This is a genomic window from Variovorax sp. ZS18.2.2, from assembly GCF_024701975.1.
Taxonomy (GTDB): domain Bacteria; phylum Pseudomonadota; class Gammaproteobacteria; order Burkholderiales; family Burkholderiaceae_C; genus Variovorax.
Map to the genome: position 1 here is coordinate 256481 of NZ_JANLNM010000003.1, position 24998 is coordinate 281478.

Below are 24998 nucleotides of genomic sequence, written 5' to 3' on the forward strand. Positions count from 1 at the left end.
TTAACCCGAAGCCGATCGACCATAGCACGCAGGTCCGGTTTCTGCAGGCGAAAGCCCAATCAATGCAGGCTGGTCGGACGGCCCGATGCGACCCACGCGTCGAGCCCGCCGGTGAGCGGCAAGGCGCGCCGCGCACCGCGCGCCAGCAGCACGCGCGCGGCCTGCGCGGCCGACACCTCGTTGGGGCAATTGCAGTACAGCACCACGTCGCGGTTCGGATCGATGGTGAGGTCGAGGTGGCGGTGCTGCAGCGCCTTGAGCGTGTAAGGCAGCGCACCCGGAATGCGGCGCGGGTCGACCTGCACGCCGGCCTTGCCGCGCACGTCGATGATCAACGGCGGCTCCTCGCCGCTCAAGAGGTCGTGCAGTTCCTCGACCGAGATGCGCGGCATGCCGGTGAGCCGCATGAAGGCACGGCGGCGCCAGTAGCGCACGGCGAGGATCACCAGCAACAGCACCGCGATCGCGGCCGTTGCGATGCCGCCGGCCTGCGCCAGCACGGCGAGCACTTCCTGGATCTGGTTGCGGAAGGCCCAGCCGAGGCCGAGGAACAGGCCCGTCCAGACCAGCGCGGCGCCCACGTCGAAGCCGATGAAGCGCCGCACCGACATGCCCAGCGCGCCCGCCATCGGCGGCGCGACCACCGAGACGCCCGGCACGAACTTGGCGGCCACGAGCGACAGGCCGCCCCAGTCGGTGATCAGCGATTCGCCGCGCCGCACGCAGGAGTCGGGCGACAGCGAGATGCGGCACAGGAGGCGCATGAAACGGTAGCCGAAGCGGCGGCCCGCATAGAACCAGGCGCCGTCGCCCAGCAGGTTGGCGATGACCGCGGCGAGCACCACGCCGATGACCGACACATCGCCCGCCGCAAGCAGCGCCCCCGTGACCACCAGCACCGCGGCCGCCGGCACCGGCAGGCCGAGCCGAGCGGCAAAGCTGGCGACAAACACCACCAGGATCGCGTTCTGCACCAGCAGCGACATCAGCTGTGCCATGCCAGCCTTTCGGTCGATGCGAGGACGAGACGCGGGGTGGGAGCGGGGTTCATGCGAGCCCCGATTGTCCGGCATGCCCCAAGAACGTACCGGGCGCAGGCCATTCGAAACCGCTGTTTCAGCCGGCCCGCGAGACGCTGAAAGCGAAGGTGTTCACCCCGTCTTCGCTCGATGCGCTGACATGCCCGCCGTGCATGCTAGCCACCGCCTTCACGATGGCCAGCCCCAGGCCATGGCCGTGGTGCTCGCCGCCGCCGTCGTTGCGGGCGGCGTCGACGCGGTAGAAGCGGTCGAACAGGTGCTGCAGGTGCGCCTCGTCGATGGCCGTACCGGGGTTCGATACGGCGATCCACGTCATCGCCGCCTCTTCCCGCAGCGTCACGGTGATCTGCGCCCCCGGCGGCGAGTGCTCGATGGCGTTCTGCAGCAGGTTCGACATCGCCCGGCGGAACAGCGCGCTCTCCAGCCGCGCCTCGGCCTGCACGTCGCCGGCGATGCCGACCTGCGTGCGGCTCTCGTCGAGCACGAACTCGAAGAAGTCGATGGTCTTGCGCACCTCCAGCGCCACGGGCGTGAGCACCAGCCCGGTGGCCACCTCGCCGCGGTCGGCGCGCGCGAGAAAGAGCATGTCGTTGACGATGGAGCGCAGCCGCTCCAGGTCTTCGAGGTTGGCCTGCAGCACCTCCTCGAAATCGCCCGCGCTGCGCTGGCGCGAAAGCGCGACCTGCGTGCTGCCGATGAGGTTGGCCAGCGGCGTGCGCAGCTCGTGCGCCACGTCGGCATTGAAGGATTCGAGCTGCCGGTAGGCCTCTTCGAGCCGGCTGAGCGCGCCGTTGAAGGCCTCGGCGAGCGCGGAGAGTTCGACCGGCAGCGCCGTCGTCTTCAAACGCTGCGACAGCGTCTTGGGCCGCAGCGCCTGCGCCTCGCCCGACAGGCGTTCCAGCGGCCGGAGCCCGACCCGCGCGATCCAGTAGCCCGCCAGCACCACCACCAGCACGCCGCCGAGCCCGAGCACCAGCAGCGCGCTCAGGAAAGTCTTGCGGGTGCGCTCGTAGGGCTCCGAGTTGCGCCCCACGATGAGCCGCACCGCCGGCCGGCCCTCGAAGGGCGGGATGTGGACCGAGAGCGTGCGAAACGGCCGCTCCTGCCCCGGCAGCAGGATGTTGCTGCTGCGGCCGTTGGCTTCGCGGGTGAGGCCATCGAGCTCGGCCAGGCCCTTGCCGTACTGGAAGCGCGGGTCATCGCTCAGCACCCAGAAGCGCACGCTGCCGTCCTCGGGGGTCAGCGCGTCCATGCGGGTCTGCACGCGCGACCAGCGGTCGGCGGTGCCGATGGCGCCGATCCAGTACTGCAGGCTCTTCAAGGTGGTGTCGAGCTCTTCGTACTGGTGGCGTTCCAGCTCGCGCACCAGCACGCCGTGCAGCGCGGCGCCGATGAGCGCGAAGGTGGCGAGCGCCGCCGCCGCGAACATCGCCACCAGTCGCACGGTGATGGAGCCCTTCGCGAGTTTCACAAGGCGCCGCCCTCCCCCTGGGCTTCGCTCGCGCTGCCGCTGCCACCACCTGCATCGGTGTCGCGCAGCTCCATCACGTAGCCCATGCCGCGGATGGTGTGCAGGAGCTTCGGGCTGAAGGGCGCATCGATCTTGTCGCGCAGCCGCTTGATGGCCACCTCGACCACGTTGGTGTTGCTGTCGAAGTTCATGTCCCACACCAGCTCGGCGATGGCGGTCTTCGAGAGAATTTCACCCTGCCGCCGCGCAAGCACGGCGAGCAGCGCGAACTCCTTGGCCGTAAGGTCGATGCGCGTCGTGCCGCGGAAGGCCTTGCGCGCGAGCAGGTCGATCTGCAGGTTGGCAATGCGCAGCTGCATGGGCTCTTGCTTGCGCCCGCGGCGGTTGAGCGCCTGCAGGCGGGCCAGCAGTTCGAGGAACGAAAAAGGCTTGACGAGGTAGTCGTCCGCGCCTTCATGCAGGCCCTTGATGCGGTCTTCGACGCGGTCGCGCGCGGTGAGCATGATGACCGGCGTCTGCTTGACGGCGCGCAATGCGCGCAGCACCGCGAAGCCGTCCTGCCCGGGCAGCATGACGTCGAGCACGATCACGTCGTAGCCGTGCGTGAGTGCGAGGTGCTGGCCGTCGATGCCGTTGTGCGCCGCGTCGACCGTGCAGCCCTGCTCGGTCAACCCCTTGGAGAGGTAGTCCGCGGTTCTCAGCTCGTCTTCGACAATCAGGATCTTCATTTCTTTTTGTCTCGCTCCGTTCGACCGGCGACCTATCCGTGCGCCTCGGCCACCGGTGGGGCCTCGCCGGTCTGGGCGGCCTTGCGGGCCTTGCGCGCTTCCTTGCGGCGCAGGTACCAGTAGTGGGCGCGATCCAGGTACAGGTAGACCACCGGCGTGGTGAACAAGGTGAGCGCCTGCGAGAGTATCAGCCCGCCGACCATCGCGTAGCCCAGCGGGCGGCGCAGTTCGGAGCCGGAGCCGTGGCCCAGCATCAGCGGCAGGCCCGAGAGCAGCGCGCACATCGTCGTCATCATGATCGGGCGGAAGCGCAAGAGGCACGCCTGGTAGATCGCCTCCTGCGGCGCCATGCCCTGCTCGCGCTCGGCCTTGAGCGCGAAGTCGATCATCATGATCCCGTTCTTCTTCACGATGCCGATGAGCAGGATGATGCCGATCAGCGCGATCACGCTGAGGTCGTAGCCCCCCGCCATGAGGATCAGCAGCGCACCCACGCCGGCCGATGGCAGCGTCGAGAGAATCGTGAGCGGGTGGATGTAGCTCTCGTACAGCAGGCCCAGCACGATGTACACCGCCACCAGCGCCGCGGCGATGAGGTAGGGCTGCGAGGACAGTGAATCCTGGAAGGCCTGCGCCGTGCCCTGGAACGCGCCGCTCAGCGACTGCGGAATGCCCATCTCGGCCTGCGCCTTGTTGATGGCGTTGACCGCATCGCCCAGCGCATGGCCCGGTGCGAGGTTGAACGAGATCGTCACCGCCGGGAACTGGCCCTGGTGGCTGATCGAGAGGTAGGCGGTCTTGCTCGTGTCCACCTTCACGAAGGTGGAGAGCGGCACCTGTTGGCCCGTGAGCGGCGAGGTGAGGTACAGCTTGCTGAAGAGCGCCGGGTCCTGCTGCAGTTCGGGCGTGACCTCGAGCACCACGTGGTAGCTGTTGAGCTGCGTGAAGTACTGCGCCACCTGGCGCTGGCCGATGGCGTCGTACAGCGTCGCGTCGATGGTCGCGGGCGAGATGCCAAAGCTCGATGCGCGGTCGCGGTCGATGGTGAGCACGGCGGAGGCGGCGGCGTTCTGCTGGTCGGAGGCGAGGTCCGTGATCTCGGGAATCTGACGGAAGCGCGCGAGCAGCTTGGGCGCCCAGGTGTTGAGCTCGTCCAGGTTGGAGTCGGTCACCGTGTACTGGTACTGCGTGCGCGACGAGCGCCCGCCCACGCGGATGTCCTGCCCCGCCTGCAGGAACAGGTTCACGCCCTGCACCTTGGCCAGTTGCGGACGCAGGCGCGTGATGATTTCGTCGGCGCTCGCGGTGCGGCCTTCGTCCTTGGGCTTGAGGTTGATGTAGAAGTTGCCGGTGTTGAAGGTCGACGAGCTGCCGTTCATGCCGAAGGCCGAGACGTCCGGGTCCTTGCGCACCACATCGGCCAGCTCCAGCATGCGCGCGTTCATCGAGGCGAAGGACGCGTCTTGCGCCGACTCGGCAAAGCCCGAGATGAAGCCGGTGTCCTGCTGCGGGAAGAAGCCCTTGGGGATGACCATGAACAGGAAGCCCGTGGCCGCCACCGTGGCGATGAAGACCATGAGCGTGATGAACTGGTGATCGAGCACCACATGCAGGCCGCGCTTGTAGCCATTGAGCATCGCGTCGAAGCCGCGCTCGAACAAAAGGTAGAGCCGGCCGTGCTTGCGCGCATGCTCGTTCTTCAGGAAGCGCGAGCACAGCATCGGCGTGAGCGTCAGCGAGATGACCACCGACACCACGATGGTGAGCGTGACCGTCACCGCGAACTCGCGGAACAGCCGCCCCACGATGCCGCCCATGAGCAGCAGCGGAATGAACACCGCGATCAGCGACACGGAGATCGAGATGATCGTGAAGCCGATCTCGCCCGCGCCCTTGTACGCGGCCTCGAGCGGCGACATGCCCTCTTCCACGTAGCGGTAGATGTTCTCCAGCATCACGATGGCGTCGTCCACCACGAAGCCGACCGCGATGGTGAGCGCCATGAGCGAGAGGTTGTCCAGGCTGTAGCCCAGCAGGTACATCACCGCGACCGTGCCCAGCAGCGCGAGTGGCACCGTCACACTCGGGATGAGCGTGGCCGGCACGTTGCGAAGGAACACGAAGATCACGGCCACCACGAGCGCGATGGTCAGCAGCAGCGTGAACTCCACGTCGAGCACCGAGGCGCGGATGGTCTGCGTGCGGTCGACCAGCGCGTTGACTTCCACCGTCGGCGGAATCGAGGCCTTCAGGCGCGGCATGGCGGCGTTGATGCGGTCCACCGTCTCGATCACGTTCGCGCCGGGCTGCTTGGTGATGGCCAGCACGATGGAGCGGCCGTTCTGGATGGTGTTGCCTTCGGGTGCCGCCGCGCCCGCATAGGCCCAGCCGGCAATCTTGGCGTTCTCGGGGCCGTCGATGGCCACGCCCAGGTCGCGCACGCGGATCGGCGCGCCGTTGCGGTAGGCCAGGATCACGTCGTTCCACGGCTGGGCCTTCAGCAACTGGTCGTTCGTGTAGACGGTGAAGCTCTGGTTCGGCCCGTCGATGGTGCCCTTGGGCGCGTTCACCGTGGCCGAAGAGAGCACCGTGCGCACGTCTTCCAGGCTGAGGCCGAGCGCGGCCAGCTTGGCCGGGTCGAGCTGCACGCGCACCGCGGGCTTCTGCGCGCCGCCGATGTTGACCAGGCCCACGCCCGCGATCTGCGAGATCTGCTGCGCGAGGATGTTGTCGGCGTAGTCGTTCACCTCGGTGAGCGGCAGCGTCTTCGATTGCACCGAGAGAATCAGGATCGGCGAATCGGCGGGGTTCACTTTGCGAAAGCTCGGCGGGCTCGGCAGGTTGGCCGGCAGCTGGCCGGTGGAAGCGGTGATGGCCGCCTGCACATCGAGCGCGGCGGCGTCGATGTTGCGGTCCAGGTCGAACTGCAGCGTGATCTGCGTGGAGCCGAGGCCGCTGGTCGAGGTCATCTGCGAGAGGCCCGCGATGAGCGAGAACTGTCGCTCCAGCGGCTGCGCCACGTTGGAGGCCATGGTCTCCGGGCTTGCGCCCGGCAGGTTGGCCGACACCTGGATCGTCGGAAAGTCGACCTGCGGCAGCGGCGCCACCGGCAGAAGCGGGAACACCGCGGCACCGACCAGCAGGATGGCCAGCGCGAGCAGCGTGGTGCCGATGGGGCGCTTGATGAATCCGGCGGAAATGCTCAATTGCCGCTCCCGGTGCGGGTCGCGACCTGGGCAGCGCTACCGGTCTTCGCCACGGGGGGCGGCTCGACGATGGTGGCGCCCGCGCGCAGCTTGTACTGGCCGTCGACCACCACGCGCTGGTCGGCCGCCAGGCCCTTGTCGATCACCGCCACGCCATCGGCGATCTGCAGCACGTGCACGGGCACGTTGCTGACCTTGTTCTCCGCATCGACCACCCAGATGTAGGTGCTGTCCTGGCCGCGCTGCACGGCGGCGGCGGGCACGGTCAGCGAATCGGGCCGACGGTCGAGGTCGAGCCGCACGTTGACGTACTGGCCGGGCCACAGCGTGTGCTGCGGGTTGGCAAAGCTGCCCTTGAGCTGCACCGTGCCGTTGGTGGTGTCGATCTGGTTGTTCAGCAGGATGAGCTTGCCGGCGCCGAGCATCTGATTGCCCGCGCGGTCGTAGGCGACCACTGCGAGCGGCTGGTTGCTCTGCTGCTGCACGCGGTTGATGTCCTGCACAGCCTCTTCGGGCAACGTGAACTGCACCGCGATGGGGTCGATCTGGTTGATGACGACCAGCCCGTTGGTGTCGGCTGCATGCACGATGTTGCCGGGGTCCACGAGCCGCGCGCCGACGCGGCCGTTCATCGGCGAGACGATGCGCGTGAAGCTCAGCTGCACCTCGGCGTACTGCACCTGCGCGGCGTCGGTCTGCACGGTGGCGGCGAGCTGGTTGACCAGCGCCTTCTGCGTGTCGACCTGCTGCTGCGTGGCGGCATCCTGCGCGATCAGCGTGGTGTAGCGCTTGAGGTCTGCGCGGGCGTTGACGAGCTGGGCCTCGTCCTTTGCCTTGGTGGCCTGCGCCTGCGCGAGCTGCGCCTGCAGCGTGCGCGGGTCGAGCTGCGCGAGCAGCTGGCCGGCCTTCACGTCCTGCCCTTCGGTGAAGCCGACCTTGTCGAGCTGCCCGTCGATGCGCGCCTTGATGGTGACCGTGGCCATCGAGGCGACGGTGCCGATGCCCGAGCGGTAGACCTGCACGTTCTGCGGCGTGACGCGCGCGGTGGTCACCTGCACGGGCGGTGTCTTGGGTGCTTCGGGCTTGGCGCCGAAAGCCTTGTTGTGGTTGAGCGCCCAGGCGCCGCCGCCCAGAACGATCACGAGCGTGGCGGCCGCGACCCAGGTCGAGCGGCGCTGAAGAGGAGCTTGGGTTGTCGTCGTCATGGCATCAATTTCCGGAAGTCGCGTCGGTTGCAGTCCAGCCGCCGCCGGTGGCGGCGATCAGTGACACGCTGGCCGCGAGCTGGCGGCCGAGCACCTGCGCGGCGGTGCGCTGGTTGGTGAGGGAGAGCTGCTGCGCCGTGACCACGCTCAGGTACGTGGCGGTGCCGGCGCGGTATTGGCTCAAGGCCAGGCGCTCTGCAAGTTGCGAGGCCTGCACGGCCTGCGCCTGCAGTGCGGATTCGCGATCGAGCACGCGCAGGGTCGCGAGGTTGTCCTCGACCTGCTGGAAGCCGCCAAGCACGGTCTGCTTGTACTGCGCGACCGAGGCGTCGTAGACGGCCACGGCCTGGTCGGTATGGGCTTTGCGCAGGCCCCCGTCGAACACCGTCTGCGCGAGCGCCGCGCCGAGCGACCACACGCGGCTGGGCGTGTTGAAGAGCGAGGCGAGGTTGCCGGCGCTGAAGCCACCGCTCGCGCTCAGCACGATCTGCGGGTAGTACGCCGCCTTGGCGACGCCGATGTTGGCATTGGCGGCCTGCACGCGGCGCTCGGCGCCGGCGATGTCGGGGCGGCGTTCGAGCAGTTCCGAAGGCAGGCCCGCGGGCGTGACCGGGAGCTGCACGCGCAGCGCGTCGGTGGACGAGAGCGATGCGGCCGTCGTCTGTGCGGACGAGGCGAGCGGCGCCAGCGAGAAGGATGCGGGCGCCTGCCCCGTCAGCACGGCGACGGCGTGTTCGAGCTGGCTGCGCTGCGCTTCGAGGTCGACGGCCTGCGCTTCGGCGGTCTTGAGCTGGCTTTCCGCGAGCGCCACGTCGGAGCGCAGCACCGTGCCGGCCGCGTACTGGTGCTGCGTGAGTTCGAGCGCCTTGGCGTAGGCCGCGGTGGTGCTCGCGTACAGGTCGCGCTGCAGGTCGATGACGCGGATCTGCAGGTAGTCCTGCGCGAGCGTGGTCTGGATGCTGAGGCGGGCGCCGGCCAGGTCGTCGGCGCTGGCCTGTGCGTCGGCATTGCCGGCCTCGACGGAGCGGCGCACGGCGCCCCACAGGTCGGGCTCCCAGCTGGCGGCGAGGCCGAGGGTGTCGGTGGTGCCCAGCTTGAGGGCGCCGGTGCTGTTGGTCTGCGCGCGGGTCCCGCCTGCGTTGACGCCCACGGTCGGGAAGAAGCCGGCATGCGCGGCGGCGGCAATGGCCTGCGCCTCGCGGTACTGGGCCTCGGCCACGCGGATGTTCTGGTTGGCCGCGTTGGCCTGCACGACCAGCGCACTCAGCGCGCTGTCGCCGTAGGCCTCCCACCAGGGATGGCTGGCGTCGATGACCTGGGGCGTCGCGGTCTTCCAGGGGCCGGTTTCCTTGTAGGCGACCGGGACGTCCATCTGCGGGCGGACGTAGTCGGGGCCGACGGCGCAGCCGGCGAGGAGCAGTGCGGCCAGCGCGATGGCCGTCGCTTTGGGTGAAGGGGAAGTGGCGAAGAGAACCATGGTGGGTTCACTCTAAGAACCCGGTTCAAACCCTTCGCTGTCGACTAACTGACAGTTCTGACAGTTTTGGTTTTACTCCCTCCCCCGCTGGGGGAGGGTTGGGGTGGGGGCACAGCGGCGCTCGCCTCGGGCGCTCTGCCTGCCCCCATCCCCGCCTTCCCCCAGAGGGGGAAGGAGCAAGACAGAATCAGCGCGGCGCGTCGCCCTTGCGGTACTCGGCGGTCAGCTCGTCCAGCTTCTGCTTGAGCGCCGGATCGAGCTTGTACTCGGCCGCCGCAATCGTCGCGTCCAGTTGCTCCGGCCGGCTCGCACCGAGCAGCGGCGCGGTGATCAGCGGGTTCGCCATCACCCACGCCACCGCCAGCGTCGCGAGCGGCACGCCCGCTTCGTCGGCCAGCTTGTGCAGCTGCGTCACGGTGTTGAAACTGCGCTCGTTCCAGTAGCGGTCCTGGTACATGCCGCCGGCCGTGCCGAGCGTGAAGCGGGTGTTCTCCTCGGGCTTGGCGCCGGGCTTGTACTTGCCGGTGAGCAGGCCGCCGGCCAGCGGGTTGTAGGGAATCACGCCCAGGCCCTCTTCGCTCGCGAGCGGCAGCAGCTCGCGCTCGATCTCGCGGAACAGCAGGCTGTAGCGCGGCTGCACCGACACGAAGCGCGTGAACCGGTGCAGGTCGGACTTGCCGAGCGCGCGGGCCAGGCGATAGGCCAGGAAATTCGACACGCCGATGTAGCGCGCGCGGCCCGACTTCACGATCACGTCGAGCGCCTCGAGGCTTTCTTCAAGCGGCGTCTCGCGGTCGTCCATGTGCAGCTGGTACAGGTCGACGTGGTCGGTCTTCAGCCGCTTGAGCGAAAGGTCGATCGCGTCCAGCAGGTGCTTGCGCGACGCGCCCTGGTCCCAGGGGTTGGGGCCGACCTTGTTGACAGCCTTGGTGGCGACCACGAAGCGGCGGCGGCCCGCGGGGCCCTGCTTCTCGAGCCAGTTGCCGATGATCTCTTCGGTGCGGCCGGTGGTCTCGACGGTGCCGCCGAGGGGGTACACGTCGGCGGTGTCGAGGAAGTTGATGCCGCCTTCGGCCGCCTTGTCGAGGATCTGGTGCGACACGGCCTCGTCGGTCTGCAGGCCGAAGGTCATGGTGCCGAGGGCAAGGCGGGAAACGGTGAGGCCCGTGCGGCCGAGACGGGTGGTGGGAATGCTCATTGGGGGCGCGCTCCGGGGGATGAGGAGGAGGAGAGGAAGGGCGGCGGCCATCATAGGCACGGCCGCGCAATCCTGCAGGCGCCGGAGATTTCAGGCGCGCGAGGTGCGCGCCGTACTAACTAGGAAGCGCTCGGCGCGTGCTGGCCGGCGCCGGGGCGCGCATCGGCGCGCGCACTCATCACACCCCAGCCGAAGATGCCGATGCCCGCGAGCGCGAGCAAGGCGCCGACCCAGCCGGTCGAGGTCCAGCCGAGGCCGGCCGAGATGGCGACCCCGCCGAGCCACGCGCCGAGCGCATTGGCCATGTTGAAGGCCGAGTGGTTGAGCGCGGCGGCGAGCGTCTGCGCATCGCCGGCCACATCCATCAGGCGGATCTGCAGCGCCGGGCCGATGGCCACGGTGGTGCCGATCAGGAACACGCCGATGGCGGCCGTGACCACATGCTGCGCCGCGAAGGTGAAGAGCGCGAGCACCACCACCGCGTACACAAGCACGCCGGCGATGGTGCGCATGAGCGACTTGTCCGCCAGCCGCGAGCCCACGATATTGCCGGTGACCATGCCCAGGCCGAACAGCGCGAGCACGAAGGGCACGTTGTGCACCGACAGGTGCGCCACCTCGGTGAGCGTGGGCTTGATGTAGCTGAACACCGCGAACATGCCGCCAAAGCCGATGGCGCTGATGCCGAGCGTGAACCACACCTGCTTGCGCTTGAACGCGCCGAGTTCGCGCCATGGGCTGGCACCCGCGGCCGCGGCGATGTCGGGCACGTCACGGCGCACGAGCACCACGGCCACGAGCGCGATCACGCCGACGAACACGAAGGCCGCGCGCCAGCCGAAGAACTGGCCGAGCCACGCGGCGATGGGCACGCCAACCAGCGTCGCGCCGGTAAGCCCGAGCATCACGAGGCCCACGGCGCGTGCGCGGCGGCCGGGCGGCGCGAGCGTCGCGGCCACGAGTGCAGCCACGCCGAAGTAGGTGCCGTGCGGCAGGCCCGTGGCAAAACGCAGCAGGTTGAGCGAGAGATAGCCCGGCGCCATCGCGCTCGCGAAATTGCCGGCGGCAAACACGGCCATCAGCGCGATCAGCAATGCGCGTCGGCCCCACCCTGCCGCGAGCACGGCGAGCACCGGGGCGCCGACGACCACGCCGAGCGCATAGGCGCTGATGACGTGGCCGGCCTGCGGAATGGTGACGTCGATGTCGCGCGCGACCTCGGGCAAGAGGCCCATGATGACGAATTCGCCCGTGCCGATGGCGAAGCCGCCGACGCCGAGCGCGAGCACGGCCCGCAGGAAATTGACGGGCTTCGACGAAGGGGAAGAAACGGGAATGGCGGTATCCGCGCTGTCCAGCGCGGGTGGGGAGGCGTTCAAGGCCAGGCTCCTGGGAGGGCGCCCGGCGGCGACGGGCAGCCTCGAATTTTAGGGTAAACCCTGAATCGAGGCCGATACGCAGATTCCAAGACCCTGCATCGGCGGGGTCTCGCAGGCCCCACCGAGGATCGATCAGATCGCCACGAGCTGGCGCACGCCCTGCGCTTCCATGTCCTTGCCCAGGCCGCGGGCGATGACCTCGCCGCGCTCCATCACGAGGTAGTCGTCGGCCAGTTCCTGCGCGAAATCGTAGTACTGCTCGCACAGCACGATGGCCATGTCGCCGCGGTCGGCCAGCATGCGGATGACGCGGCCGATGTCCTTGATGATGCTCGGCTGGATGCCCTCGGTGGGCTCGTCGAGGATCAGCAGCTTGGGTTTGGGCGCGAGCGCGCGCGCAATGGCCAGTTGCTGCTGCTGCCCGCCGGAGAGGTCGCCGCCCCGCCGGTTGATCATCTGCTTGAGCACCGGGAACAGCTCGAACAGTTCCGACGGAATGGGCGTGCTGCCGCTCTTGTAGGCCAGGCCCATGCGCAAGTTCTCTTCGACCGTGAGCCTCGCGAAGATCTCGCGGCCCTGCGGCACGAAGCCGATGCCCGCCCTCGCCCTGTCGTAAGGCGTGGCCTTCTGGATCGGCTTGCCTTCGAGCTCGATGCTCCCGCTTTTGATGGGCACGAGGCCCATCAGCGACTTGAGCAGCGTCGTCTTGCCCACGCCGTTGCGGCCCAGCAGCACGGTGACCTTGCCGAGCGTGGCTTCGAAGCTCACGTCCCTGAGGATGTGCGAGCCGCCGTAGTACTGGTGGATGTTCTTGACTGTCAGCATGGCTTCGGTTCCTCCGTCAGCGGCCCAGATAGACCTCGATCACGCGCTCGTCGGCCTGCACCTCGTCGAGCGTGCCTTGCGCCAGCACGGAGCCGTCGCACAGCACGGTGACGATTTCGGAGATCGTGCGGATGAAGCTCATGTCGTGCTCCACCACCATCAGCGAATGCTTGCCCTTGAGCGTGAGGAAGAGTTCGGCGGTGCGCGCCGTTTCTTCATCGGTCATGCCGGCCACGGGCTCGTCGAGCAAGAGCAGTTTCGGGTCCTGCATCAGCAGCATGCCGATCTCCAGCCACTGCTTCTGGCCATGGCTCAGGTTGCCTGCGAGACGCGACACGCTGTCGGCCAGGTGGATGGTCTCCAGCACCTCTGCGAGCCGGTCGCTCTGCGCGGAGTCGAGCTTGAAGAGCATCGACGCGCGCACGCCCTTGTTGGTCTTCAGCGCGAGCTCGAGGTTCTCGAACACGGTGAGGTGCTCGAACACCGTTGGCTTCTGGAACTTCCGCCCGATGCCCAGTTGAGCGATGTCGGCCTCGCGGTGGCGCAACAGATCGATGGTGCTGCCGAAGAACACGGTGCCCGAATCGGGCCGCGTCTTGCCGGTGATGATGTCCATCATCGTGGTCTTGCCCGCGCCATTGGGGCCGATGATGCAGCGCAGCTCGCCCGGTGCGATGTCCAGCGAGAGCTTGTTGATGGCCTTGAAGCCGTCGAAGCTCACGCTCACGTCTTCCAGGTACAGGATGCGGCCGTGCGTGATGTCGACTTCGCCTGGCGTGGCGATGCGGCCGAAGCCGGCCTCGCGGCCACCCGACTCGGTGCTGCCGCTCGCGGAGGGAACGCCGTGGGCGCGGGCCGCGCGCTGGGCACCGGCTTCCATCAGGTCGGGCGTCATGCGCGGGCTCCCTTCGCATCCACGGGCAGCGACTTCAGCGCATCGGGCTCGACGCCCTCCTCCGCCGCCACGGCGCGTCGCGCCTCCTGCACGGGTTCGGCCGGCGGCGCCTTCTCGCGCGACAACCACTTCTTCACCAGACCCACGATGCCGTTCGGCAGGAACAGCGTGACGGCGATGAACAAGGCGCCCAAAAAGTACAGCCAGTACTCGGGATACGCCACCGTGAGCCAGCTCTTCGCGCCGTTCACGATGAATGCGCCGATGATCGGCCCGATCAGCGTGGCCCGACCACCCACCGCCGCCCAGATCGCGATCTCGATGGAGTTGGCCGCGCTCATCTCACCCGGGTTGATGATGCCGACCTGCGGCACATACAACGCGCCGGCCACGCCGCACATCACGGCCGAAATCACCCAGATCGTGAGCTTGTAGGGCAACGGGTTGTAGCCCGAGAACATCACGCGCGTTTCCGCATCGCGAATGGCCTGCAGCACGCGGCCGAACTTGCTGCCGATGAGCCACTTCGCGAACAGGAAGAAGCCCAGCAACGTGAGGCCGGTGAGCGCGAAAAGCGTCATGCGCATCTCTTGCGTGGCGATCGGGATGTTCAGGATGCGCTTGAAGTCGGTGAAGCCGTTGTTGCCGCCGAAGCCCGTCTCGTTGCGGAAGAACAGCAGCATCGCCGCAAAGGTCATGGCCTGCGTGATGATCGAGAAATACACGCCCTTGATGCGCGAGCGAAAGGCGAAGAAGCCGAACACGAAGGCGATGAGGCCCGGCACCGCGACGATGAGGATCAGCGTGGCGATGAAGCTGTCGCTGAAGGTCCAGTGCCAGGGCAGCGTCTTCCAGTCGAGGAACACCATGAAGTCCGGCAGGTCGCTCTTGTAGTTGCCGTCGCGGCCGATCTGGCGCATGAGGTACATGCCCATCATGTAGCCGCCCAGCGCGAAGAAGAGACCGTGGCCCAGCGAGAGGATGCCGGTGTAGCCCCAGATCAGGTCCATCGCCAGCGCGCAGATGGCGTAGCACATGACCTTGCCGACGAGTGCCACGGCGTAGTCGCTCATGTGCAGCGGGCTGTCGACCGGCACCACGATGTTGAGCACCGGCGCCACCGCGCACACCACGATCAGCGCGACGAAGAAGGCCGTCCAGCCCTTGCCACTCAGCAGCGGCCCCTTGGTTGGCAACACGACCTTGCTCATGCCTCTGCGCTCCGACCCTTCATGGCAAAGATGCCTTGAGGTCTCTTTTGAATGAAGATGATGATGAAGACAAGCACCGCGATCTTGGCGAGCACCGCGCCCGCCCAGCCTTCGATGAACTTGTTGAGAATGCCCAGCCCCAGCGCCGCATACACGGTGCCCGCGAGCTGGCCGACGCCGCCCATCACGACCACCATGAAGCTGTCGACGATGTAGCTCTGGCCGAGGTCGGGGCCGACGTTGCCGATCTGGCTCAGCGCGCAGCCCGCGAGGCCCGCGATGCCGGAGCCGAGCGCGAAGGCGTAGGTGTCGATGCGCGCGGTGTTCACGCCCATGCACGAGGCGATCGGACGGTTCTGCGTCACACCGCGCACGAAGAGGCCCAGGCGCGTCTTGCCGATGAGCCAGCCCATCGCGAGCAGCACGAGCACCGCGAAGACGATGATGCAGATGCGGTTCCACGGCAGCGTGACGTTGCTCAGCATCGTGAAGCCGCCACTCATCCAGCCGGGGTTTTCCACGCCGACGTTCTGCGCGCCGAAGAGCGTGCGCACGAGCTGCTGCAGCATCAGGCTGATGCCCCAGGTGGCCAGCAGCGTCTCCAGCGGCCGACCGTAGAGGAAGCGGATCACACCACGCTCCAGCACTGCACCCACGAGCGCCGATGCAAGGAACGACACGGGAATCGCGGCGACCAGGTACCAGCCGAACGCCGCCTCGGGCATGTACTTCTGGAAGATGCCCTGCATCACGTAGGTGGCGTAGGCGCCGATCATCATCAGCTCGCCGTGCGCCATGTTGATGACGCCCATCAGGCCGTAGGTGATGGCAAGGCCGAGCGCGGCGAGCAGCAGCACCGAGCCCAGGCTGATGCCGCTGAACACGGCGTTGATGCGGTCGCCCCAGACCAGCGCGCCGTCGATGTTGGCGATGGACGCGGCAATGGCCGTCTTCACATCGGCCTCGGTCTCGTCGGCCAGGCGCTGGTTGAGCAGCAGCTTGGTGTCGGGGTTGCGGTTGCTGCCCAGTTCCTTGGCGGCCACGAGGCGCTTGGCCTTGTCGGCACTGGTGAGCATGCCGGCGGCGCGCACGAGTTCGAGCTGCGCCTTGATCTTCGGGTTGGTCTCGGCGGCCAGCGCCTTCTCGACCATGGGGATGCGGGATTCGTCCGGCTCCTTGAAGAGCGCCTGCGCGGCTTCGGCGCGCACCGCGTCGTCCTTGCTCGTGAGTTTGAGCGCGGCCTGCGCGGCATCGAGCGCGCCGCGCATGAGGTTGTTGTTGACGACGTCTTCGGCGGTGTCGGGCACTTTCAGTTCGGCGCCGGTGACGGGGTCGTAGCCCTTGTCGGCCTTCATCACGAAGACCTTGTCTTCGGTGTACTTCACGGCGTCGTCGGACATGGCCTGGATGAAGGCGGCGGTCTTGTCGTCGGCGGTGAGGACGGCCTTGTTGAGCGCGGCGATGCGGGCTTCGGATTCGCCGGAGGCGATGGCCCGGGCTTCGTCGGCGGTCAGCGCGTGGGCGGCCGATGCCATGAAGAGCATGGCGGCGAGTGCGCAGTGAAGGGATCGTCGAAGCATCATGAACTTGGAAGTTGGGTTGGCTCCCTCCCCTTCCGGGGGAGGGTTGGGGTGGGGGCACGCGGCGCCAACAAGGACGCAGTGACCGAATCGACCGCCGCTTGCCCCCACCCCTGCCCTCCCCCGGAAGGGGAGGGAGAAACACACTTACATCGACTTGCCAGCAGGCTGATCCGGCTTCTTGTCGTTGCCTTCGATGTACGGGCTCCAAGGCTTGGCCTTCACCGGACCCGGCGTCTTCCACACCACATTGAACTGACCATCGGCCTTGATCTCGCCGATGAACACGCTCTTGTGCAGGTGATGGTTCTTCTCGTCCATCTTCGAGACGATGCCCGAAGGTGCAGTGAAGGTCTGGCCGGCCATGGCAGCGATCACCTTGTCGGTGTCGGTCGACTTGGCCTTCTCGACCGCCTGCTTCCACATGTGGATGCCGATCCAGGTGGCTTCCATCGGGTCGTTGGTGAGCGGCTTGTCCTTGTGGCCGGCGATGTTCTTGGCCTTGGCGTAGTCGCTCCACTGCTTGATGAACGCGGTGTTGGTCGGGTTCTTGATCGACATGAAGTAGTTCCATGCGGCCAGGTGACCCACGAGCGGCTTGGTGTCCACGCCGCGCAGTTCTTCTTCGCCCACCGAGAAGGCGACGACCGGCACGTCCTTGGCCTTCAGGCCCGCGTTGCCAAGTTCCTTGTAGAAGGGCACGTTGGAGTCGCCGTTGATGGTCGAGACCACCGCCGTCTTGCCGCCGGCCGAGAACTTCTTGATGTCGGCGACGATGGTCTGGTAGTCGCTGTGGCCGAAGGGGGTGTACTTCTCGTCGATGTCGGTGTCCTTCACGCCCTTGCTCTTCAAGTAGGCGCGCAGGATCTTGTTGGTGGTGCGGGGGTAGACGTAGTCGGTGCCCAGCAGCACCCAGCGCTTGGCGCCGCCGCCTTCCTTGCTCATCAGGTAATCGACGGCCGGGATGGCTTGCTGGTTGGGCGCGGCGCCCGTGTAGAACACGTTCTTCGAGAGCTCTTCACCTTCGTACTGCACGGGGTAGAACAGGAGGCCGTTCATTTCTTCAACGACGGGCAGCACCGACTTGCGCGACACCGAGGTCCAGCAGCCGAAGATCACCGAGACCTTGTCCTGGCCGAGCAGCTGCTTGGTTTTTTCAGCGAACAGAGGCCAGTTGGAAGCCGGGTCGACGATCACGGGCTCGAGCTGCTTGCCCAGCACGCCGCCCTTCTTGTTGATGTCTTCGATGGCCATCAGCACCGTGTCTTTCAACACGGTTTCCGAGATGGCCATCGTGCCCGACAGCGAGTGCAGCACGCCGACCTTGATGGTGTCGGCAGCGAAAGCGGGCGCAGCAGAAATGCTGGCCAGCGCGACGGCGGCGGTGAGCGCCTTGAGTGTGAAACGACGTTGCATATGGACTCCTGCTCCGGTTGGGTTGAACCTTGTCGACAACGCGCGGCTGTCGATGGGGAGGAGTCTGCGGAATGCACCAACAAGGGGAAATACGCCGGGTGGCGTACACGGAGGTACTCAGGCGGGTGGCTTGGCGCCAGCGGGGTACTTCTGCGCGTTGACGACCATCTTTCGCTGCGCCGCGTCGATCAGGTCGATGCCGAGCTTGTCGGCAAGCTGAAGCAGATAGAGAAACACATCCGCCATTTCGGCACCGACCTCGGCGCGCTTCTCGGGGTCGAGCGACCGGCTCTGCGCTTCGGTGAGCCACTGGAAATGTTCGAGCAGTTCGGCCGCTTCGACCGAGAGTGCCGAGGCGAGGTTCTTCGGCGAATGAAACTGCTCCCAGTCTCTCGCTTCGGCGAAATCGCGAAGGTCCTGAATCAGCCGTTGCAGATCGGTTGCCATGCATTCGTTCCTGTAGTGCGAGAACGAGTGTGGCACGGGCTGAGAAGCCCAGATTGGGCAAGCACTGCCTGCGCAGGACTGTCCGCTTGCCTCTGCGCGATGGCCTTGGATGCGCGTCAGTGTTCGCGCCCGGCTGCCACACGCTTGAACTGCGCCACCGCAAAGGCCCACGTCATGCGCGTGGCATCGGGCCCGGTCGCATCGCTGAACAGCAGCTTCGACGCGCCACCGCTCCACGCATGCCCCAGCCCCGCGATCTCACACAGCGAGACCACCGTGCGGCCCTTGCGCTTGAAGTCGGTCACGCGCATCGGGCGGCGCTTGCCGCGCTGCACGTCGCGCGGCAATCCGGGCCGCGCGCCCATGGCCGTCGCCCACACCGCGGCGCTGTTGACGGCATTGCTGGGCGCGACCACGGCGTCGGCATCGCCGTGCAGCACGAGCATCGGCGGCAGCGTCGCGAAGATGGCCGCGGCGCCCATCGCCTTGCCGACCGCGGTGACGGGCATCGGCGGCACGTTCTGGCCGCGCATCGCACCGAGCGCGGTGGCCGACGACTTCGCGGCGCCGGGCGCCACGCCCGAATGCATGACGACGGCACGAAAGCGCTGCGGGTAGCGTGTGGCCAGCAGCGCCGCCATGCTGGCGCCGGCGGAGAGGCCGGCCAGCGCGACGCGCTCGCGGTCCACCGGATAGAGCATGCAGGCCTGGTCGACCGCGGCCATCAGCGTCGCGGCCTCGGCGTCGGCCTTGCCGGATCGGCGCTCGTACCAGTTCCAGCAGCCTTGCGGATGCGCGAGCCGGTCCTGCTCGGGGTAGAGCACCAGGAAGCGCTGACGCACCGCCAGCGCGTTCATGCGCGTGCTGGCGGCAAGGTCGCGCCCGGTCTGCCCACAGCCGTGCAGCATGACCATGAGCGGCAACTTCTCGCCGGGCTGCAGGCGCAGATCTGCGGGGCGGAACAGGTGATAGCCCCGCGCGCCGCCGGGGCCGATCGCCATGCCGCTGAGCCAGTCGCCCTTGCCGGGCGGCGGCTTGAGCCGCTTGGCGGTCGCGCGCTGCACCTGGCCCGCCACGCGCTTGCTGTTGCTCAGGGCGATCCTGGTGAGCGCCTTGAGGTTGCGCTCGTAAGCGCGGGCGAAGACGGAAGCGGTGGAGCGACGGGCCATGGCGCAGTGTGCAGGCAAAGCGCCGGGCGGCCAAACGGCCGCGAAGCCCTCCTCAATAGATCTCTGGAACGATCATGTTGGCGGGCACCGGCTGACGCAGGTAATCGTCATGGCGCACGCGCTCGGGTAACGCGATCGGCGGATGCGCCACTTCCTGGTACGGCAGCTGGCCCAGCAGATGGCTGATGCAGTTCAGGCGCGCCTTCTTCTTGTCGACCGCCTGCACCACCCACCACGGCGCCTCGGGGATGTGGGTGCGTTCCAGCATGGTTTCCTTCGCCTTGGTGTATTCCTCCCAGCGGCGGCGGCTCTCCAGGTCCATCGGGCTGAGCTTCCATTGCTTCAGCGGATCGTGGATGCGGCCGAGAAAGCGCATGTGCTGCTCGTCGTCGGTGATGGAGAACCAGTACTTGATGAGCTTGATGCCCGAGCGCACGAGCATCTTCTCGAACTCGGGCACGGTGCGGAAGAACTCCTCGTACTCGTCGTCGCTGCAGAAGCCCATCACGCGCTCGACGCCGGCGCGGTTGTACCAGCTGCGGTCGAAGAGCACCATCTCGCCGGCCGCCGGCAGATGCGCCGTGTAGCGCTGGAAGTACCACTGCGTGCGTTCGCGGTCGTTCGGTGCGGGCAGCGCGGCCACGCGGGCCACGCGCGGGTTCAGGCGCTGGGTGATGCGCTTGATGACGCCGCCCTTGCCCGCCGCATCGCGGCCTTCGAACAGGATGACGACCTTCTGCTTGCTGTGCTGCACCCAGTCCTGCAGCTTGACCAGCTCGCCCTGCAGGCGAAAGAGTTCCTTGAAATAGGCTTGCCGAGCGGCCTTGTCGGCGGAAGTCGGCGTTGCCGAGGCCGGGTCGAGGCCGTCGATGTTGCGGTCCTCGATCTCCAGCTCGAGCTCTTCGTCGTAGCTGTCGATCAGGTCGCGGGCGATGCGTTGCATCAGGTCTTCGTGGTCTGGAAGTGCGCTCGTCAGCATGATGGGAAAGAAGGTGGGGTGAGGGGCAGAAAAAAGCATGCTGCACGCCCTGTATGACTGCTGCGTGACGGTTTTCAGCCGATCGACACAAAGTTGTCACATGGCGCGAACACCATCTGAAGCCATTCCAACACCCTAAAACCGCCCATGAACACGCTCGCCGCCCCGAACACGGAGATGCCGGCCGCGCCCACTGCGGCACACCGGCCCAAGCTCGACGCCAAGTCCGGTCCGCTCACGCTGATCACTTTCGTGGGCCTGCTGGCCGCGGGCCTGCTCTTCACGGCATGGAGCCTGGTGGGCGATGTCACGGCCTCGGGCGCGCCCATGACGACCTGGGTGCCCTATATCTTGCTGGGCGTGGCGCTGCTGATTGCGCTGGGCTTTGAGTTTGTCAACGGTTTCCACGACACGGCCAATGCGGTGGCCACGGTGATCTATACGCACTCGCTGCCGCCCAACTTCGCGGTGGTGTGGTCGGGCTTCTTCAATTTCCTGGGCGTGCTGGTGTCCAGCGGCGCGGTGGCCTTCGGCATCATCGCGCTGCTGCCGGTGGAGCTGATCCTGCAGGTGGGCTCGGGCGCGGGCTTCGCGATGGTGTTCGCGCTCTTGATCGCCGCGATCATCTGGAACCTGGGCACTTGGTGGCTCGGGCTGCCGGCGTCCTCGTCGCACACGCTGATCGGCTCGATCATCGGCGTGGGCATCGCCAACGCGCTCATGCACGGACGCGACGGCACCAGCGGCGTCGACTGGGGGCAGGCCACCAAGGTGGGCTATTCGCTCTTGCTCTCGCCGATGGTGGGCTTCGGCTGCGCGGCCCTGCTGCTGCTCGCGCTGCGCGCCTTCGTGAAGAACCGCGCACTGTATGAAGAACCCAAGGGCAGCACGCCGCCGCCGTGGTGGATCCGCAGCCTGCTGATCCTGACCTGCACCGGCGTTTCGTTCGCGCACGGCTCCAACGATGGACAGAAGGGCATGGGGCTGATCATGCTGATCCTGGTCGGCACGGTGCCGATGGCCTACGCGCTGAACCGCACGATGCCCGCCAACGAAACGGTGAAGTTCGTCGCCGTGGCCGAGATGACGCAGAACGCGCTCAACCGCAGCGTGCCGACCTCGCTGCCCGCGCTGGAGACGGCCGCGGCGCGCGACGCGCTCTCGACCTACGTGCGCACCCGCGAGTTCAACGACAAGGTCGTGCCCGCGCTGGCGGCCACCGCCGGCAGCATCGGCCAGCAGGTGCGCCAACACGGTTCGCTCGCCGCCGTGCCGGCCGACTCCGTCGCCAACGTGCGCAACGACATGTACCTGGCCTCCGAAGCCATTCGCCACCTCGACAAGAGCGGCGCCGCGAAGTTCGACGACGAGACCAAGCTGCGCGTCGGCGCCTTCCGCCAGGAGCTGGACACCGCGACGCGCTTCATTCCGCTGTGGGTCAAGATCGCCGTGGCCATCGCACTGGGCCTGGGCACGATGATCGGCTGGAAGCGCATCGTCGTCACCGTGGGCGAGAAGATCGGCAAGACGCACCTGAGCTACGCACAGGGCGCATCGGCCGAGGTGGTCGCGATGATCACCATCGGCGCGGCCGACATGTACGGCCTGCCGGTCTCGACCACGCACGTGCTCTCTTCCGGCGTGGCCGGCACCATGACGGCCAGCGGCTCGGGCCTGCAGATGTCCACGCTGCGCAACCTCGCGCTGGCCTGGGTGCTGACGCTGCCGGTGGCCATGCTGCTGTCGGGCTCGCTCTACTGGCTCTTCACCCGTCTTTTCTGATCACGCACCTTGTCGGCATTCCATGATCTCGCCGCCCAGTCCTATGGCGGCGACGAAGCCGGGCTGATCTGCGGCTACCTGTTCGACGCCGCGGCGCCGGAGCCCGCGCGCGCCATCGACTCCGCGCAAGCCGCGACGTGGCTCGGTGCGCAGCCCGAAGACGGTGATGGCAGTGGCGCCTACGTGTGGCTGCACTTCAACCTGAGCCACGCGCAGGCGGAGCGCTGGCTCCTGCGGCACGCGAAGCTCTCCGACACGTTCTACGAGACGCTGCACGACGGCCTGCCCTCCACGCGCATCGAACGTGCAGACGACTCGCTGATCGCGGTCATCAACGACGTGCACTTCGAGTTCAGCTTCGAGCCCTCGGACATCTCCACGCTGTGGATCAGCGTGGGCCCGCGCCTCGTGGTCACGGCGCGCACGAAGCCGCTGCGCTCGGTCGACGCACTGCGCACGGCGGTGAAGGCGGGCGACGCGCCGCGCTCCAGCACCGAACTGCTCGAGCACCTGTTGCGCGCGCAGGCCGACGTGCTGGTGAAGATCGTGCGCGGCGTCACCTCGCGCATCGATCACATCGAAGACGAACTGCTCGCCGGCCGGCTCGACCACAAGCGCGCGCGGCTCGGCGTGCTGCGGCGCTTGCTGGTGCGGCTGCAGCGGCTGCTGGCGCCCGAACCGGCCGCGCTGTTCCGCCTGCTGCAAGGGCCGCCGTCATGGATGGCGGAGCCCGATGCGCAGGAGCTGCGCGGCTCGACCGAGGAGTTCTCGGTGGTGCTGCGCGACATGCAGGCGCTGCAGGAACGCATCAAGCTGCTGCAGGAAGAGATCGCCGCCAACGTCAACGAGGACAACAACCGCAGCCTGTTCGTGCTGACGGTGGTGACGGTTCTGGCACTGCCGATCAACATCCTGGCGGGCCTGTTCGGCATGAACGTGGGCGGCATTCCGCTCGCGGAGCACAAGCACGGGTTCTGGATCGTGGTGGCGATCGTTGCCACCTTCACTGCAGTGGCGGCATGGGCGGCTTTTCGCAAGAAGCGCTGAGCCGCATGCAGCGGTGCAGTAATGCTATTTATTTAGTAGCACTTCGCACAGCATCCATGCGCCCGCATCGGTGTTCGAGACCCCCTAGAATGGCGGTGTGTCCTCCATTCTCAATGCCGATCTTCACTGCCACTCCGTGGTCTCCGACGGCACATTGACGCCCGAAGAACTGGCTGTACGCGCAGCCGCCAACGGGGTCGAACTGTGGGCCCTCACCGATCACGACGAAGTCGGCGGCCAGCACCGCGCAGCGGCTGCAGCGCGCGAAAACGGCATGCGCTACCTCACCGGCACCGAGATCTCGGTGACCTTCGCAAACGAAACCGTGCACATCGTCGGCCTGGGCTTCGACCCCGACGACGCGGCGATGACCCAGGGCCTCTACGACACGCGCGGCGGCCGCGGCAAGCGCGCGCAGGAGATGTCCGAGGGGCTGGCCAAGGTCGGCATCCACGGTGCTTATGAAGGCGCGCTGAAATTCGTCGGCAATCCCGAACTCATCTCGCGCACGCACTTCGCGCGCTTTCTCGTGGAGCAGGGCCACTGCCGCGACACCTCCGAGGTGTTCCGCAAGTTCCTCACCGAAGGCAAGCCCGGCTACGTGCCGCATCGCTGGGCCTCGCTGAAGGATGCGGTGCGCTGGATCACTGCCGCCAAGGGCATGGCCGTGATCGCGCACCCCGGCCGCTACAAGTTCTCGGCCAACGAGGAGTACGCGCTGTTCCTCGAGTTCAAGGCGCATGGCGGCCAGGCGATCGAGGTCGTCACCGGCAGCCACACCCCGGCCGAATATGTCGAGTACGCCGACAAGGCGCTCGAGTTCGATTTCGCCGCATCCCGCGGCAGCGATTTCCACAGCCCCGACGAGAGCCACTGCGATCTCGGCAAGCTGCCACCGTTGCCTGGCGCGCTGACGCCGGTGTGGGAACTGCTCGGCCATCGCATCCAGCAGTGAGCCAGAGCCCCGGGCCCGGCATCGACAGCGCGGCCAGCGCTGCACTGGCGAATGCACGCGCCGCGCAGCAACGCAGCCGCAACAAGGAGTCCGAACGCATCCTCGCGGGCATCGGCATGGTGATCGTGGCCGTGGCCTGCTTCTCCACGCTCGACACGGCCACCAAGGCATCGACCGCCGGTGTGCCGATCTTGATGGGCGTGTGGTTCCGCTATGCCTTCCAGGCCGTTGCCACCACGGCGGTGCTGCTGCCGCTGCACGGCACGGCATTGCTGCGCACCCAGCACCCGCGCTATCAGTTGCTGCGCGGCGCGCTGCTGCTGGTGTCGAGCACGCTGTCCTTCCTGAGCCTGCGCTACATGCCGCTGGCCGAGTTCACCTCGATCGTGCTGATCGCGCCGCTGGTGATCACGCTGCTCGCGGCGACCACGCTCAAGGAGTACGTCTCGCCGCTGCGCTGGTCGCTGGTGGCGGGCGGCTTCATCGGCACGCTGGTGATCCTGCGGCCGGGCGGCGATGCATTCAGTTGGGCGATCCTGCTGCCGATCGGGCTGGTGCTGACCAACGCCTGTTTCCAGGTGCTCACCAGCAAGCTCGCGCAGACCGAGAACCCGCTCACGATGCATTTCTATACCGGCTGGGTCGGCGCACTCATCGCCTCGCTCGCGCTGCCCTTCGCGTGGACTGCCCTGCCCTCGTGGGAATGGTGGGCGCTGCTGTGCCTCATGGGGTTCATGGGCACGGTGGGTCACTTCATACTGATCCTGGCCTACCAGCGCGCGCCGGCCTCCACGCTCACGCCGTACCTCTATGCGCAGATCGCCTTTGCCATGCTGGGTGGCTGGCTTGTTTTTTCCCAAGTGCCCGACCGTTTTTCGCTCATCGGCATTTCGATGATCGCGGTCTGCGGCGCAGCCGGTGCGTGGCTCACGGTGCGGGAGCGCCGCGTGCCCATCGAACCGACGGAATCCTGATCAGGAGATAGTTT

The 24998-nt window shown here is 67.2% G+C and carries 20 protein-coding genes; 4 read left to right on the plus strand and 16 right to left on the minus strand.

The features are described 5' to 3' along the window. Positions 1 to 59 precede the first annotated feature (59 nt). The 16 genes from NU688_RS14950 to ppk2 form a co-directional block, all read right to left on the minus strand. The gene (locus NU688_RS14950) at positions 60 to 998 is read right to left on the minus strand and encodes a DedA family protein/thiosulfate sulfurtransferase GlpE (RefSeq protein ID WP_257861470.1); all 939 of its coding nucleotides are present in this window, start codon (positions 996 to 998) and stop codon (positions 60 to 62) included. A 118-nt stretch (positions 999 to 1116) separates the two neighbouring features. Then, the gene (locus NU688_RS14955; RefSeq protein ID WP_257861471.1) at positions 1117 to 2511 is read right to left on the minus strand and encodes a heavy metal sensor histidine kinase; all 1395 of its coding nucleotides are present in this window, start codon (positions 2509 to 2511) and stop codon (positions 1117 to 1119) included. Further along, complete coding sequence (locus NU688_RS14960) at positions 2508 to 3239, minus strand: heavy metal response regulator transcription factor (RefSeq protein WP_257861472.1); 732 nt, start codon at positions 3237 to 3239, stop codon at positions 2508 to 2510. The genes NU688_RS14955 and NU688_RS14960 overlap by 4 nt, the downstream gene beginning before the upstream one ends. 32 nt (positions 3240 to 3271) lie before the next feature. Then, positions 3272 to 6445: an efflux RND transporter permease subunit gene (locus NU688_RS14965; RefSeq protein ID WP_257861473.1), complete on the minus strand. Its 3174-nt coding sequence runs from the start codon at positions 6443 to 6445 to the stop codon at positions 3272 to 3274. Next, positions 6442 to 7650: an efflux RND transporter periplasmic adaptor subunit gene (locus NU688_RS14970; protein WP_257861474.1), complete on the minus strand. Its 1209-nt coding sequence runs from the start codon at positions 7648 to 7650 to the stop codon at positions 6442 to 6444. The genes NU688_RS14965 and NU688_RS14970 overlap by 4 nt, the downstream gene beginning before the upstream one ends. A 4-nt stretch (positions 7651 to 7654) precedes the next feature. After that, the gene (locus NU688_RS14975; RefSeq protein ID WP_257861475.1) at positions 7655 to 9127 is read right to left on the minus strand and encodes an efflux transporter outer membrane subunit; all 1473 of its coding nucleotides are present in this window, start codon (positions 9125 to 9127) and stop codon (positions 7655 to 7657) included. Positions 9128 to 9314: 187 nt separating this feature from the next. After that, positions 9315 to 10325 (minus strand): aldo/keto reductase, encoded by a 1011-nt coding sequence (locus tag NU688_RS14980; RefSeq protein ID WP_257861476.1) that lies wholly within the window; start codon positions 10323 to 10325, stop codon positions 9315 to 9317. 119 nt (positions 10326 to 10444) lie between these two features. After that, on the minus strand, positions 10445 to 11704 hold the full coding sequence (locus NU688_RS14985; RefSeq protein ID WP_257861477.1) for an MFS transporter: 1260 nt from the start codon (positions 11702 to 11704) through the stop codon (positions 10445 to 10447). A gap of 132 nt (positions 11705 to 11836) precedes the next feature. Continuing rightward, positions 11837 to 12529: an urea ABC transporter ATP-binding subunit UrtE gene (urtE, locus tag NU688_RS14990; RefSeq protein WP_206175013.1), complete on the minus strand. Its 693-nt coding sequence runs from the start codon at positions 12527 to 12529 to the stop codon at positions 11837 to 11839. Between the two features lie 16 nt (positions 12530 to 12545). Then, positions 12546 to 13424 (minus strand): urea ABC transporter ATP-binding protein UrtD, encoded by an 879-nt coding sequence (gene urtD, locus NU688_RS14995; RefSeq protein ID WP_257861478.1) that lies wholly within the window; start codon positions 13422 to 13424, stop codon positions 12546 to 12548. Beyond that, on the minus strand, positions 13421 to 14635 hold the full coding sequence (gene urtC, locus NU688_RS15000; protein WP_257861479.1) for an urea ABC transporter permease subunit UrtC: 1215 nt from the start codon (positions 14633 to 14635) through the stop codon (positions 13421 to 13423). Before urtC ends, urtD begins: the two co-directional genes overlap by 4 nt. Beyond that, the gene (urtB, locus tag NU688_RS15005; RefSeq protein ID WP_257861861.1) at positions 14632 to 16179 is read right to left on the minus strand and encodes an urea ABC transporter permease subunit UrtB; all 1548 of its coding nucleotides are present in this window, start codon (positions 16177 to 16179) and stop codon (positions 14632 to 14634) included. The genes urtC and urtB overlap by 4 nt, the downstream gene beginning before the upstream one ends. Before the next feature lie 183 nt (positions 16180 to 16362). Further along, positions 16363 to 17631 carry an urea ABC transporter substrate-binding protein gene (gene urtA / locus NU688_RS15010; protein ID WP_093132959.1) on the minus strand — a complete coding sequence of 423 codons (1269 nt, stop codon included), beginning with the start codon at positions 17629 to 17631 and terminating at the stop codon, positions 16363 to 16365. Between the two features lie 117 nt (positions 17632 to 17748). Then, positions 17749 to 18078, minus strand: coding sequence for a nucleotide pyrophosphohydrolase (locus tag NU688_RS15015; protein ID WP_257861481.1), 330 nt, complete (start codon positions 18076 to 18078; stop codon positions 17749 to 17751). Positions 18079 to 18194: 116 nt separating this feature from the next. Continuing rightward, a complete protein-coding gene (locus tag NU688_RS15020) occupies positions 18195 to 19247 on the minus strand; it encodes a PHB depolymerase family esterase (RefSeq protein WP_257861482.1) in 1053 nt (350 codons plus the stop codon). Between the two features lie 52 nt (positions 19248 to 19299). Continuing rightward, positions 19300 to 20226, minus strand: coding sequence for a polyphosphate kinase 2 (ppk2, locus tag NU688_RS15025; RefSeq protein ID WP_257861483.1), 927 nt, complete (start codon positions 20224 to 20226; stop codon positions 19300 to 19302). 147 nt (positions 20227 to 20373) lie between these two features. Between ppk2 and NU688_RS15030 the strand changes: the two genes are divergently transcribed. The 4 genes from NU688_RS15030 (at position 20374) to NU688_RS15045 (ending at position 24984) form a co-directional block, all read left to right on the plus strand. Next, complete coding sequence (locus NU688_RS15030) at positions 20374 to 22008, plus strand: inorganic phosphate transporter (protein WP_374684652.1); 1635 nt, start codon at positions 20374 to 20376, stop codon at positions 22006 to 22008. 9 nt (positions 22009 to 22017) lie between these two features. Next, on the plus strand, positions 22018 to 23055 hold the full coding sequence (locus NU688_RS15035; protein ID WP_257861484.1) for a transporter: 1038 nt from the start codon (positions 22018 to 22020) through the stop codon (positions 23053 to 23055). A gap of 97 nt (positions 23056 to 23152) precedes the next feature. Then, the gene (locus NU688_RS15040) at positions 23153 to 24010 is read left to right on the plus strand and encodes a 3',5'-nucleoside bisphosphate phosphatase (protein ID WP_257861485.1); all 858 of its coding nucleotides are present in this window, start codon (positions 23153 to 23155) and stop codon (positions 24008 to 24010) included. Further along, positions 24007 to 24984, plus strand: coding sequence for a DMT family transporter (locus NU688_RS15045; RefSeq protein WP_257861486.1), 978 nt, complete (start codon positions 24007 to 24009; stop codon positions 24982 to 24984). Before NU688_RS15040 ends, NU688_RS15045 begins: the two co-directional genes overlap by 4 nt. The last annotated feature ends 14 nt before the right edge of the window (positions 24985 to 24998 follow it).

Coding starts and splice junctions, on each gene's coding strand:
- NU688_RS14975 (WP_257861475.1), bottom strand. CDS start 9,127: ATGGTTCTCTTCGCCACTTCCCCTTCACCCAAAGCGACGGCCATCGCG.
- urtC (WP_257861479.1), bottom strand. CDS start 14,635: ATGAGCAAGGTCGTGTTGCCAACCAAGGGGCCGCTGCTGAGTGGCAAG.
- NU688_RS15020 (WP_257861482.1), bottom strand. CDS start 19,247: ATGGCCCGTCGCTCCACCGCTTCCGTCTTCGCCCGCGCTTACGAGCGC.
- urtD (WP_257861478.1), bottom strand. CDS start 13,424: ATGACGCCCGACCTGATGGAAGCCGGTGCCCAGCGCGCGGCCCGCGCC.
- NU688_RS14970 (WP_257861474.1), bottom strand. CDS start 7,650: ATGACGACGACAACCCAAGCTCCTCTTCAGCGCCGCTCGACCTGGGTC.
- NU688_RS14980 (WP_257861476.1), bottom strand. CDS start 10,325: ATGAGCATTCCCACCACCCGTCTCGGCCGCACGGGCCTCACCGTTTCC.
- NU688_RS14960 (WP_257861472.1), bottom strand. CDS start 3,239: ATGAAGATCCTGATTGTCGAAGACGAGCTGAGAACCGCGGACTACCTC.
- NU688_RS15015 (WP_257861481.1), bottom strand. CDS start 18,078: ATGGCAACCGATCTGCAACGGCTGATTCAGGACCTTCGCGATTTCGCC.
- urtB (WP_257861861.1), bottom strand. CDS start 16,179: ATGCTCTTCATGGCATCGGCCGCCCACGCGCTGACCGCCGACGAAGCC.
- ppk2 (WP_257861483.1), bottom strand. CDS start 20,226: ATGCTGACGAGCGCACTTCCAGACCACGAAGACCTGATGCAACGCATC.
- urtA (WP_093132959.1), bottom strand. CDS start 17,631: ATGCAACGTCGTTTCACACTCAAGGCGCTCACCGCCGCCGTCGCGCTG.
- NU688_RS15030 (WP_374684652.1), top strand. CDS start 20,374: ATGAACACGCTCGCCGCCCCGAACACGGAGATGCCGGCCGCGCCCACT.
- urtE (WP_206175013.1), bottom strand. CDS start 12,529: ATGCTGACAGTCAAGAACATCCACCAGTACTACGGCGGCTCGCACATC.
- NU688_RS14950 (WP_257861470.1), bottom strand. CDS start 998: ATGGCACAGCTGATGTCGCTGCTGGTGCAGAACGCGATCCTGGTGGTG.